Below are 11,480 nucleotides of genomic sequence, written 5' to 3'. Positions count from 1 at the left end.
CGCAACATCGTAACCGTGTGCGTCTGCAGCAAACCGCCCGATCGGCGCCCGTTCGCGTAGGCCATCGACGCAAGGCACGGGCGTTTGCCACAATCGACCGTTCGGTGCCGCATTGCAGCACCCTTCACAAGAACGACCAGAGACAGACAAACAAGGCGCGAATGAGCGACACCACCTTCGACTACATCGTCATCGGCGCCGGCACCGCCGGCGCGCTGATGGCCAATCGCCTCTCAGCCGACAAGCAATGCCGCGTGCTCCTGATCGAGGCCGGCCGCAAGGACGACTACCACTGGATCCACATCCCGGTGGGCTACCTCTACTGCATCGGCAACCCGCGCACCGACTGGCTCTACAGCACCGAGCCCGACGACGGCCTCAACGGCCGCACGCTGCGCTATCCGCGCGGCAAGACGCTGGGCGGATCGTCTTCCATCAACGGGATGATCTACATGCGCGGCCAGTCGCGCGACTACGAGCAGTGGGCCGCGCTCACCGGCGACGACACCTGGCGCTGGGACCAGGTCCTGCCCGCCTTCAAGAAGCACGAGGACCACTACCTCGGCGCCGACGAGCTGCACGGCGCCGGCGGCGAATGGCGGGTCGAGAAGCAGCGCCTGCGCTGGGACATCCTCGATGCCTTCGCCGAGGCCGCGGTGCAGGCCGGCGTGCCGCACAGCACAGATTTCAACCGCGGCAGCAACGAAGGCGTGGGCTATTTCCAGGTCAACCAGAAGAACGGCTGGCGCTGGAACACGGCCAAGGCCTTCCTGCGCCCGACCTGCTACGGCCGCCCCAACTTCGAGCTTTGGACCGGCGCCCAGGTTTCGCGGCTCGTCATCGACACCCGGCCCGACGGCAGCCGGCGCTGCACCGGCGCCCAGGTGTGGGACGGCCACGAGATGGTGCTGGCGCATGCGACGCGCGAAGTGATCCTCTGCGCGGGCAGCATCGGCTCGCCGCAGATCCTGCAGCTCTCGGGCGTCGGGCCGGCCGAGCTGCTGCGCCAGCATGGCATCGACGTCGTGCTCGATGCGCCGGGCGTCGGCGCCAACCTGCAGGACCATCTGCAGATCCGCGCGGTCTACAAGATCAAGGACGCGCCCACGCTCAACGTGCTCGCCTCCTCCTCCTGGGGCAAGGCAAAGATCGGCCTCGAATACCTGTGGAAGCGCAGCGGCCCGATGAGCATGGCGCCCTCGCAGCTCGGCGCCTTCACGCGCAGCTCGCCCGAGCACGAATGGCCGAACCTCGAATACCACGTGCAGCCGCTCTCGCTCGATGCCTTCGGCGAACCGCTGCACGCCTTTCCGGCCTTCACCGCCAGCGTGTGCAACCTGAACCCGACCAGCCGCGGCACGGTGCACATCAAGAGCCACCGCTTCCAGGACGCGCCCGCGATCGCGCCGCACTACCTGAGTACCGACGAAGACCGCAAGGTGGCGGCCGATTCGCTGCGCGTCACGCGCCGCATCGCGGCCCAGCCGGCGCTCGCCAAGTACGCGCCTGAAGAATGGAAGCCGGGCCTTCAGTACCAGAGCGACGAGGAGCTCGCGCGCCTGGCCGGCGACATCGCGACCACCATCTTCCATCCGGTCGGCACCACGAAGATGGGCGCCGACGGCGACCCGATGGCGGTGCTCGATTCGAAGCTCCGCGTGCGCGGCATCGAAGGCCTGCGCGTGGTCGATGCCGGCGCGATGCCGACCATCACGAGCGGCAACACCAACAGCCCGACCTTGATGATGGCGGAGAAGGCGGCGGGTTGGATCCTCGAGCCGGCGCGCTGAACTTTCCGGCCGCCGCCGGGCCGCCCCAAGGCGGCCGGGCCTCCCCCTCGGGGGGTGGCGAAGCACACGAAGTGGCAAGCCGGGGGGCCGTTACCTTTCGATGGTTTTGTTCCAGCGCGCGTTCCAGGCGGGCCGATTGGCGTTGATGCTGTCCCAGTCGATGGTCACGGCGTTCTTCATCCACTTGTTGATCTCGGCCACCTGCGCCGCGCCCTCGCCCACCGCCGGCGCCTTGGGGTTGGTCGGGACCTGGCTGCCGAACTGAAGCACGTTGGCCTGCGCCAGCGGGCTCAGCAGGAACTCGGCCAGCTTTTGCGCCAGCTCGGGTTCGCTGTTGTTGGCGATCACGCACTGCCCCACCATCAGTACCACCGAGCCCTCCTTGGGCTGCGCGTACTCCACCGGGATGCCCCTGGTCTTCAACGCGGCCACCGCGGTGGGCGTGAGCGGGAACAGCGCGGCCTCGCCGGTCTGCACCATCTCGGAAATCTTGGCCGAGCTGGGGATGTACTCGAGCACGTTGGGGCCGATGGTGGTGGGCCAGGCCTTGAAGCCGGGCTCGACGTTCTTGTCGTTGCCGCCCTGGATGCGGTTGAACATCAAAAAGCCGTGCAGGCCGAAGGACGAGGAGGACATCGACTGGAACACCACCTTGCCCTTGAACTTCGGGTCGGCCAGGTCCATCCACGAGGTGGGCGCGGCCCAGCCCTTCTCCGCGAACATCTTCTTGTTGTAGGCCAGCCCGGTCATGCCGAGGCTGACGCCGCTCGCCATGTCGTCCTTGAAACGGGCCGCCGGATAGATGTCGTTGAGCGCCGCGCTCGGGCGCTGCTTCTGGCACAAGCCCATGCCGATGGCGCGCACCATGATGCCGTCGTCGAGGAACATCACGTGCATCTGCGGCCGGTCCTTGTTGGCCTGCGCCTTGGCCAGGATGTCCGACGAGGTGCCGGGCACCACCACCACCTTCACGTTGTTCGCCTTCTCGAAGGCCGGGAACACGTACTGCGTGTAGGCCTTCTCCATGGTGCCGCCGTTCATGCCGATGTAGAGCGTCTTGGTCTGGGCGCTGGCCGCACCGCTCGCGGCCAGCGCCGCGGCGGCGGCCACGGCGAGGAGTGCACGGCGGATCGATTGGGGTTGGCGAGAACGGGACATGGTGGGTTCCTTTGGGAGTGGGGTCAGGGAGACTTCAATGAGCCGTTGCGGGCACGGCGGCTTCGACGGAAAGAAAACGTTCGATGGCAAAGGCTTCGATGGGCGTGCTGCTGTGCCCGTCGCGCGCCAGTTCGGCCAGCACCTCGCCCACGGCCGGGCCGATCTGGAAGCCGGCGCCGGCAAAACCGAAGCCGTGGATCAGGCCCGGCGTGGTCGCGCTCAGGCCCAGCACCGGCTGGCGGTCGGGCAGGTAGCCCTCGGTACCGCTCCAGGTGCGGATGAAGCTGGCGTGGCGCAGCGCGGGCAGCAGCTCGATCGCCTGCACCGACAGCGCGGCGATGGCCTCGCGCCCGGAGCGCGCGCGGTCGGCGTCGAGCGCGACGCCGGCGCCGCCGCCCAGCACCAGGTTGCCGCGCTTCACCTGGCGGCAGTAGACGCCGCCGCCTTCCACGCCGAGGCTCCAGTCCATGAAATAGGGCAGCGGCTCGGTGACCGCCATCGCCGGATGGCTGGACTGCAGCGGCACCGTCTCGCCGAAGCGGCTGGCGATGGCACCGGCCCAGGCGCCGGCGCAGTTGAGCATCACCGGCGCGCGCACTTCCAGCGCGTTTCCCGAACGCAGCATGAAGGCCTCGCCGTCATGCGCCACCTCGTCGAGCGGCGTGCGTTCGAAGATTTGCGCGCCCGCGCGCCGGGCCGCCAGCGCGAAGGCCGGCGACACCAGGCGCGGATTGGCCTGCCCGTCCTCCGCGCACAGCGAGCCGCCGACCGCGCGGCTGCCCAGCCACGGGCAGCGCTCGCGCATGCGCGCACCCGACAGCAGCTCGAGGCCGAGGTCGAAGTCGCGGCTGGCCTCGCGGTAGTGCTCCAGCGAGGCCAGGTCGGCCTCGCTGCGCGCGATCTTGAAATGGCCGGAGCGCAGGTACTCGCCGTCGGTGCCGATCAGTTCCGGCAGCCGGCCCCAGATGCGATGCGCGCGCTGCGCCAGCGGCAGCTGGTTGAGCGGCCGGCCCTGGCGCCGCACGCCGCCATAGTTGACACCGCTGGAGCGCGAGCCGCAGAAGTCGCGCTCCAGCAGCGCCACCTGCAGCCCCATGCGCCGCAGCGCCAGCGCGGCGGAGGCGCCGACGATGCCGCCGCCGACGATGGCCACGTCGGTCTTCAGCGTTTGCTTCATGCGCCCGCTCCTTCGGCCGGCGCGCTCGCCAACTGGATCGGGATCGGCTTGATCGGCGCCTGTCCGCGCAGCCGGCCCACCTGCGCGAGCGGCCGGCCGCTCGCGTGCGCGAGGATTTCGGCCGCCGCCGCGCCGCACATGCGGCCCTGGCAGCGGCCCATGCCGACGCGGGACAAGGCCTTGAGGCGGTTCATCTCGTCGGCGCCGCAGGTCCGCACGGTATCGCGCAGCTCGCCGGCCGTGATGTTCTCGCAGCGGCACACCACCAGCGCGTCGGGCGCATGGGAGGCCCAGTCCTGCGGAAAGGGAAAGGCGCGTTCCAAACCGGCGCGGAAACTCTTGAGCTTGTCGAGCTTGCGCTCCAACACTTGCGCACGCGCGGCATCCACCTTCACACCGCGGTCGGCCAGGAGGGCCAGCGCAGCGCGCTCGCCGGCCCATTCGGCCGCATCGGCGCCCATGATGCCGGCGCCATCGCCGGCCAGGTAGACGCCGGCCACGCTGGAACGGCCGGCCGTATCGCGCTCGGGCAGATGCGCGCGCTGCATCGGCGCAAAGGCGAAGCGGCAGCCCAGCAGGTCGGCCAGCTGCGTTTCGGAGCGCAAGGCATAGCCGAAGCCGACGGCGTCGCATTCGAGCGTTTGTTCGCGCCTGCCGTCGTGCCAGGAGACGGCGCTCACGCGCGCATCGCCCAGCACCCGCAGCGGCCGGACGCCGCCATGCAGCGCCACGCCGCGGGCACGCAACCAGGCGACGTAATAGAGGCCCTTGAGGAACACGGCCGGCTGCGAAAGCATCGCGGGCACGGCCGCGAACTGGTCGGCGAAGCGGGCGGAGTCGAGCACGGCCGCGACCTCGACGCCGGCCTTCGCGTATTGGTAGGCCACCAGGTAGAGCAGCGCGCCGGTGCCCATGAAGACCACGCGCCGGCCGATCGCGCAGCCCTGGAACTTGAGCGCCACCTGCGCGCCGCCCAAGGTGTACACGCCGGGCAGCGTCCAGCCGGGCACGGGCAGCACGCGGTCGGTCGCGCCGGTCGCCACGATGAGCTGGCGGTAGGGCACGCTGCGCGTCGTGCGGCTCGGGCCGTGCAGCACGTCGAGCAGGCCGCCCTGGGCGTTCCACACCAGGCTGTCGGGCCGGTAGTCGATGCGGTCCTGCAGCCCGTCCAGCGCGGCGTGCACGGCGGTGGCGCGCGCTGCTTCGAAACCGTACAGGGTCTCGGGGGAACGCTGAAAGTTCGCCGGCGGCCGGCGGTAGATCTGGCCGCCGGCACGGCCGGCTTCGTCGATCAGCACCGGCCGCAGGCCGTGCGCGACCAGGGCCTGGGCCGCGCGCACGCCGGCCGGGCCGGCGCCGACGATCACGGGTTGCAGCAAGGCCTCTGCCGTCATGCAGGCTCCCCGCCGGTGAGCAATGCCATGCCGGCCTCGATGAAGGTGGAGCAGGCGCGCAGCCGAGCGCCATCCGCCGTCAGGATCCAGCAGTCCTGGCAGGCGCCCATCATGCAGAAGCCGGCGCGCGGCGTGCCGCTGAACTCGTTGCGGCGCAGCTGGCCGCACTGGGTCAGCACCGCGGTGAGCACGGTGTCGCCGGCCAGGGCCCGGGCCGGCTGGCCGTCGAGCGTGAAGGCCACGGCAGCGCGGCCAGCCTCGGCCACGCGGTGCAGAAGTGCTTTGCTGGTGCTGCTCATCGGCGCCCCACCAGCACGCGGTCCAGCCCGTAGACGCGGTCGAGCAGCACCATGGCGCAGGCCGTCACCGCCACCATCAGCGCCGACACCGCGGCCATCAGCGGATCGATGGATTCGGTGGCGTACATGTACATGCGCACCGGCAGCGTTACGGTGCTGGGCGCGGTCACGAAGATCGACATGGTCACCTCGTCGAAGCTGTTGATGAAGGCCAGCATCCAGCCGCCGGTCACGCCCGGCAGGATCATCGGCAAGGTGATGCGCCGGAACATCGTGGCCTGGCTCGCGCCGAGCGACAACGCGGCCTGCTCGGCGCTGCGGTCGAAGCCGACCAGCGCGGCGATCACCAGGCGCAGCGTGTAGGGCGTGACGATCAGCGCATGCGCCAGCACCAGCCAGCCGAAGCTGCCGGTGCCGCCGACCAGCGCGAACAGGCGCAGCAGCGCCACGCCGAGCACCAGGTGCGGAATGATCAGCGGCGAGAGGAACAGGCCGTTCAGGAAGTCGCGCCCCGCGAAGTCGTAGCGCGTGATCGCCATGCCGGCCGGCACCGCCAGCAGCGTGGCCAGCGTCGCCGAGGCGAGCGCCAGCCACAGGCTGTTCCAGAACGACTGCATGAAGTCGGGGTGCGCGAACACCGCCTCGAACCAGCGCAGCGAGAAGCGCGTGGTCGGGATGGTGAGCGTGTTCTCGGGCGTGAAGGCGACGATGCACACCACCAGCAGCGGCGCCAGCATGAAGGCGATGACGAGCGCGTTGAACGCGAGGGCGAGGGGGCCGTTCTTGCTCATGGCCCTACCCCAGCGCCTTCTTGTAGCGGCCTTCGACCAGCCGGTTGTAGCTCAGCATCACCACCAGGTTGGCCGCCAGCAGCGTCAGCGCGATCGCCGCGCCGAGCGGCCAGTTGAGCTCGTGCAGGTACTCGTCGTAGACCACCGTCGCCACCATCTTGAGGCGCCGCCCGCCGAGCAGGCCCGGAATGGCGAAGGAACTGGCCGAGAGGCCGAACACGATCAGGCTGCCCGACAACACGCCCGGCATCACCTGCGGCAGCACGACGCGGCGCAGCGTGGTGAAGTGCGAGGCCTTGAGCGAGAGCGCAGCGTTCTCGACGCCCGGGTCCAGCTTCTGCAGCGAGGTCCAGACCGGGATCACCATGAAGGGCAGCATCACGTGCACCAGCGCGATCACCACCGCGGTCTCGGTGTAGAGCATCTTCACCGGGCCGAGGCCGATCATTCGCAGCGTGCCGTTGACCAGCCCTTCCGGCCCGAGCAGCATGCTCCAGCCGAAGGCCCGCACCACCACCGATACCAAGAGCGGTGCCAGCACCACCAGCAGCAGCACCGAGCGCCACGGGTTGCGCATGCGGCTCAGCACGTAGGCCTCGGGGGTGCCGACGAGCACGCAGATCAACGCCACCAGGCCGGAGATCCAGAAGGTGCGCCAGAAGATGCCGTGGTAGTAGGCGTCGGTGAAGACGTGGGTGTAGTGCTCCAGCGTGAACTCGCCGGCCCGGGGTCCGGTGGCCGGGTCGTAGACGTTGAAGGACAGCACCGCGGTCAGGACCAGCGGCACCAGCAGCAGCGCGGCGAACAGCAGCAGCGCCGGCCCGGACAGCCACCAGGGCGACGCCTTCTTCATGCGGCCACCCGTTGGGCAGCCGCGCCCTCTTCGGCGGGCAGCAAGCGCGTGCAGTGGTCGGGCCAGGCGATGCCGGCGGCGTGGCCTTCGTCCAGCGCGGGCCGGCCGTCGTTGGGCGACAGCACCATCAGTTCGCCGACCGGCGTCGTCATCGCGTAGAGCCACTGGCTGCCGAGGAAGAAGCGCTCGCGCACCGTGCCGTCGAAGCGGCCGCGGCCCGCGTCCACCAGTTGCAGCTTTTCCGGCCGCACGCTGAGCAGCACCTGCGCACCGGCGTGGAAGCCCGCGTCGTCCACGTCGACAGCGAGCGGCCCCAGGTCAACGCGGCTGCGGGTCCCGTTCGCCACCACGCGCCCGGCGAGCAGGTTGGCCTTGCCCACGAAGGTGGAGATGAAGCGGGTGCGCGGATGTTCATAGACCCGGTGCGGATGGTCGATCTGCGTCGCGCAGCCGCCTTCCATCACAACCACGCGGTCGCTGATCGACATGGCCTCGCTCTGGTCGTGCGTGACCATCACCGTGGTGGTGCCCACCTTGCGCTGGATCTGGCGCAGCTCGAACTGCATCTCCTCGCGCAGCTTGGCGTCGAGGTTGGACAGCGGCTCGTCCAAGAGCAGCACCGGCGGCTCGATCACCAGGGCGCGCGCCAATGCCACGCGCTGGCGCTGGCCGCCCGAAAGCTCGCGCGGGTAGCGGTTGGCATGTGCCTCCAGGTGCACCAGGGCCAGCGCCTGCGCCACGCGCTCGCGCCGCTCGGCCTTCGGCATCTTGCGCATTTCGAGGCCGAAGCTCACGTTGTCGGCCACCGTCATGTGCGGAAACAGCGCATAGGTCTGGAACACGATGCCCAGGCCGCGCGTGTTGGCCTTGACGTGCGTGATGTCGCGCCCGGCCAGCTCGATGCGGCCGCTGCTCACCGCCTCGAAGCCCGCCACCATCTGCAGGGTGGTGGTCTTGCCGCAGCCCGAAGGCCCCAGCAGCGAAACGAATTCGCCTTTCTCCACCGAGAGGCTCATGGCCGACACCGCGCAGGTGCCGCCGTAGAACTTGGTCAGTTCGGTGAGCTTGAGAAACGACATGAACAGGCCTTTCGTGGGGCGCACCCCGATGGGGCAGCAACTGAAGTCTTTCGTTGGAGTCGATTCACTCTATTGCAACGAACGCGCCAGACCACACAGGGTATTTCATTAATCAGAATCTTTTTCTTATTTATTCCGTTCAATGGAATTTATGGCGTAGACTGGCCGGACAACATTCCACCCGGCACGGCATGAGCACCCCTTCCCCATCCACCAGCGGCGTGCCGCGCGTCTTCGCCGTGATCCGGGCCCTCGCCGCGGTGCAGGCCGAAGGCGGCCGCGTGACAGAGATTGCACGCGCCGTGGGTCTGACCCAGGCCACCACGCACCGTTTGCTGCAGTCGCTGCTGGCCGAAGGCATGGTCGAACAGGACGCGCGCAGCAAGCTGTACCGCCTCGGCATCGACTTCTTTGCGCTGGCGGCGCACGCCGGCAACCCGGGAGACCTGCGCTCCCTGTGCCGCCCGGTGCTGCTGCGCCTGTGTGCCAGCCTGGGCGACAGCATTTTTCTGCTGGCGCGCAGCGGCTTCGATGCGGTGTGCCTCGACCGCAGCGAGGGGCCTTTTCCGATCCGCTCTTTCACCGGCGACGTCGGCGGGCGCATCGCGCTGGGCGTGGGCCAGGGCGCGCTCGCGATCCTGGCCTTCCTGCCAGAGGCCGAGCGCGAAGAGGTGATCCGCTTCAACCTGTCGCGCGTGCGCGAGTACGGCGTCTACGACGAGGTCTATCTGCGAACCGAGATCGAACGCGTGCGCCAGGCCGGCTATGCGGGCCGCAGCACCGGCCTGCTCGAAGGCATGGCCGGCGTGGCCGTGCCCATCTGCGACCGCGAGGGCCGCGCCGTGGCCGCGCTGAGCGTGGGCACCATCGCCGACCGGCTCAACGCCGACCGCATGCCCACGGTGGTGGAGCTGCTCAAGCGCGAAGCCGCGGCCATCGGCCCGAAGATCAATCCCTTCGACGCGACACTGCGCCGGCCTTTGCAAAGCCTGGCGAGTTCGCCCGCGGCGCAGCGGATCGGTCATGCACCGGAGGAATGACCTGACGCCCCCTGAACGCCATACCCTGGACCGCATGCCATTCCAGTTGCGCATCAAGTCTTTCCGTTTTTTTGCTATGCAACCGGCCCTGCGTGGCGGATATTGATGCCCCTCCTGTCTTCGAACCTGCAACCCATGCCGCAAGCCCCCGCCCCCTCCCCCGTCGCCACCGAAGTCGATCAGCTGCTGCAGCGCCTGGGTGTGCCGCGCAGCGCCTACACCGGCGGCGATCTGCCGGTGCGCTCCCCGATCACCGGCGAATCGATCGGCACCGTGGCGCAGACCACGCCGGCCGAAGCCACGCAGGCCATCGGTCGCGCGCATGCGGCCTATCTGGCCTGGCGCAGCGTGCCGGCGCCGCGCCGCGGCGAACTGGTGCGCCTCCTGGGCGAGGAGCTGCGCGCGGCCAAGGCCGACCTGGGCCGGCTGGTCACGCTGGAGGCCGGCAAGATCCCGTCCGAAGGCGCGGGCGAGGTGCAGGAGATGATCGACATCTGCGACTTCGCGGTCGGCCTGTCGCGCCAGCTCTACGGCCTGACGCTGGCCACCGAGCGCGCCGAGCACCGCATGATGGAAAGCTGGCATCCGCTGGGCGTCTGCGGCGTGATCTCGGCCTTCAACTTTCCGGTGGCCGTGTGGTCCTGGAACGCCACGCTGGCCCTGGTCTGCGGCGATGCGGTGGTGTGGAAGCCGTCCGAGAAGACCCCGCTCACCGCGCTGGCAACGCATGCGATCGCCCAGCGCGCGCTGGCGCGCTTCGGCGACGCGCCCGAGGGCCTGCTGGAACTGCTGATCGGTCAGCGCGCCGTCGGCGAGGTGCTGGTGGACGACCACCGCGTGGCGGTGCTGTCGGCCACCGGATCCACCGCCATGGGGCGCCAGGTGGCGCCGCGGCTGGCGGCGCGTTTCGCGCGCGCGATCCTGGAGCTGGGCGGCAACAACGCCGCCATCGTCGCCCCCTCGGCCGACCTCGACCTGACGCTGCGCGCCATCGCCTTCGCCGCGATGGGCACGGCCGGACAGCGCTGCACCACGCTGCGCCGCCTTTTCGTGCACGCCAGCGTGTACGACGCGCTGGTGCCGCGGCTGGCCAAGGTCTACGCCGGCGTGCAGGTGGGCGACCCGCGCACGCCGGGCACGCTGGTGGGACCGCTGATCGACGGCGCCGCCTTCGAGGGCATGCAGAAGGCGCTGCATGAAAGCCGCGCCGCGGGCGCCACGGTGCACGGCGGCGGTCGCGTCGACGGGATCGCCGGCGATGGCGCCTTCTACGTGCGTCCGGCCCTGGTGGAACTGGCCGCGCACGCCGGCCCGGTGCTGCGCGAGACCTTCGCGCCCATCCTGTACGTGCTGCGTTACGAGGCGCTCGACGAAGCGATCCGCTGGCACAACGAAGTCGGCGCCGGCCTGTCGTCCTCCATCTTCACCCTGAACGTGCGCGAGGCCGAGCGCTTCATCTCGAGCGCGGGCTCGGACTGCGGCATCGCCAACGTCAACATCGGCCCGAGCGGCGCCGAGATCGGCGGCGCCTTCGGCGGCGAGAAGGAGACCGGCGGCGGGCGCGAGGCCGGCTCCGACAGCTGGAAGGCCTACATGCGCCGAGCGACCAACACCATCAACTACTCCACCACCCTGCCGCTGGCCCAGGGCGTGACCTTCGACATCGAAGGCTGAGCGCCTGGGCCCGGGCGTGATCGAATTCCGCGAATGTTTCCTTTTGTTTCAGGGTGACGGGTAATCCCCGATGCACTGGCACGGTGCGCACCCTAAAGTCTCGCCACTCGCAAACGGGCCTGCCCGCAGCGCGGGGGACCGAGGAGACATTTCGAAGAATCAAAACATGCTTGCTACACAAGGCATCCGAACGAGATGCCGTTTTTTTGAACAAGGCGCCGCTGG

Annotated in this window: 10 protein-coding genes; 3 read left to right on the top strand and 7 right to left on the bottom strand. The window is 69.5% G+C overall.

All coding sequences use genetic code 11. The features are described from left to right. Positions 1–161 precede the first annotated feature (161 nt). Positions 162–1,790, top strand: a complete 1,629-nt coding sequence (locus ACSQ9I_RS02000; RefSeq protein WP_436312103.1) for a GMC family oxidoreductase — start codon at positions 162–164, stop codon at positions 1,788–1,790. A gap of 90 nt (positions 1,791–1,880) precedes the next feature. Here ACSQ9I_RS02000 and ACSQ9I_RS01995 read toward each other — a convergent pair whose 3' ends face one another. The 7 genes from ACSQ9I_RS01995 to ACSQ9I_RS01965 are packed head-to-tail and all read right to left on the bottom strand — an operon-like array spanning position 1,881 to position 8,541. Then, a complete protein-coding gene (locus ACSQ9I_RS01995; RefSeq protein ID WP_436312102.1) occupies positions 1,881–2,948 on the bottom strand; it encodes an ABC transporter substrate-binding protein in 1,068 nt (355 codons plus the stop codon). 34 nt (positions 2,949–2,982) lie between these two features. Further along, positions 2,983–4,125: an NAD(P)/FAD-dependent oxidoreductase gene (locus ACSQ9I_RS01990; protein WP_436312101.1), complete on the bottom strand. Its 1,143-nt coding sequence runs from the start codon at positions 4,123–4,125 to the stop codon at positions 2,983–2,985. After that, positions 4,122–5,519, bottom strand: a complete 1,398-nt coding sequence (locus ACSQ9I_RS01985) for an FAD-dependent oxidoreductase (RefSeq protein ID WP_436312100.1) — start codon at positions 5,517–5,519, stop codon at positions 4,122–4,124. Before ACSQ9I_RS01985 ends, ACSQ9I_RS01990 begins: the two co-directional genes overlap by 4 nt. Then, the gene (locus tag ACSQ9I_RS01980; protein ID WP_436312099.1) at positions 5,516–5,818 is read right to left on the bottom strand and encodes a (2Fe-2S)-binding protein; all 303 of its coding nucleotides are present in this window, start codon (positions 5,816–5,818) and stop codon (positions 5,516–5,518) included. Before ACSQ9I_RS01980 ends, ACSQ9I_RS01985 begins: the two co-directional genes overlap by 4 nt. Beyond that, positions 5,815–6,609: an ABC transporter permease gene (locus tag ACSQ9I_RS01975; RefSeq protein ID WP_093104226.1), complete on the bottom strand. Its 795-nt coding sequence runs from the start codon at positions 6,607–6,609 to the stop codon at positions 5,815–5,817. The genes ACSQ9I_RS01980 and ACSQ9I_RS01975 overlap by 4 nt, the downstream gene beginning before the upstream one ends. A gap of 4 nt (positions 6,610–6,613) precedes the next feature. Beyond that, entirely contained in the window at positions 6,614–7,462 is an 849-nt protein-coding gene (locus tag ACSQ9I_RS01970) for an ABC transporter permease (RefSeq protein WP_093104227.1), read from the bottom strand. Continuing rightward, on the bottom strand, positions 7,459–8,541 hold the full coding sequence (locus ACSQ9I_RS01965; RefSeq protein ID WP_436312098.1) for an ABC transporter ATP-binding protein: 1,083 nt from the start codon (positions 8,539–8,541) through the stop codon (positions 7,459–7,461). Before ACSQ9I_RS01965 ends, ACSQ9I_RS01970 begins: the two co-directional genes overlap by 4 nt. A gap of 191 nt (positions 8,542–8,732) precedes the next feature. Here ACSQ9I_RS01965 and ACSQ9I_RS01960 point away from each other — a divergent pair, with 191 nt between their 5' ends. Beyond that, on the top strand, positions 8,733–9,581 hold the full coding sequence (locus ACSQ9I_RS01960; RefSeq protein ID WP_436302502.1) for an IclR family transcriptional regulator: 849 nt from the start codon (positions 8,733–8,735) through the stop codon (positions 9,579–9,581). Positions 9,582–9,716: 135 nt separating this feature from the next. Continuing rightward, entirely contained in the window at positions 9,717–11,255 is a 1,539-nt protein-coding gene (gene amaB / locus ACSQ9I_RS01955) for an L-piperidine-6-carboxylate dehydrogenase (RefSeq protein WP_436312097.1), read from the top strand. The last annotated feature ends 225 nt before the right edge of the window (positions 11,256–11,480 follow it).

The organism is Variovorax sp. LjRoot84 (genome assembly GCF_964254305.1).
GTDB lineage: Bacteria > Pseudomonadota > Gammaproteobacteria > Burkholderiales > Burkholderiaceae_C > Variovorax.
The sequence above is the reverse complement of the archived record's forward strand: the minus strand, read 5'-3'. Positions and strand labels throughout refer to the sequence as shown.

Coding starts and splice junctions, on each gene's coding strand:
- ACSQ9I_RS02000 (WP_436312103.1), top strand. CDS start 162: ATGAGCGACACCACCTTCGACTACATCGTCATCGGCGCCGGCACCGCC.
- ACSQ9I_RS01995 (WP_436312102.1), bottom strand. CDS start 2,948: ATGTCCCGTTCTCGCCAACCCCAATCGATCCGCCGTGCACTCCTCGCC.
- ACSQ9I_RS01990 (WP_436312101.1), bottom strand. CDS start 4,125: ATGAAGCAAACGCTGAAGACCGACGTGGCCATCGTCGGCGGCGGCATC.
- ACSQ9I_RS01985 (WP_436312100.1), bottom strand. CDS start 5,519: ATGACGGCAGAGGCCTTGCTGCAACCCGTGATCGTCGGCGCCGGCCCG.
- ACSQ9I_RS01980 (WP_436312099.1), bottom strand. CDS start 5,818: ATGAGCAGCACCAGCAAAGCACTTCTGCACCGCGTGGCCGAGGCTGGC.
- ACSQ9I_RS01975 (WP_093104226.1), bottom strand. CDS start 6,609: ATGAGCAAGAACGGCCCCCTCGCCCTCGCGTTCAACGCGCTCGTCATC.
- ACSQ9I_RS01970 (WP_093104227.1), bottom strand. CDS start 7,462: ATGAAGAAGGCGTCGCCCTGGTGGCTGTCCGGGCCGGCGCTGCTGCTG.
- ACSQ9I_RS01965 (WP_436312098.1), bottom strand. CDS start 8,541: ATGTCGTTTCTCAAGCTCACCGAACTGACCAAGTTCTACGGCGGCACC.
- ACSQ9I_RS01960 (WP_436302502.1), top strand. CDS start 8,733: ATGAGCACCCCTTCCCCATCCACCAGCGGCGTGCCGCGCGTCTTCGCC.
- amaB (WP_436312097.1), top strand. CDS start 9,717: ATGCCGCAAGCCCCCGCCCCCTCCCCCGTCGCCACCGAAGTCGATCAG.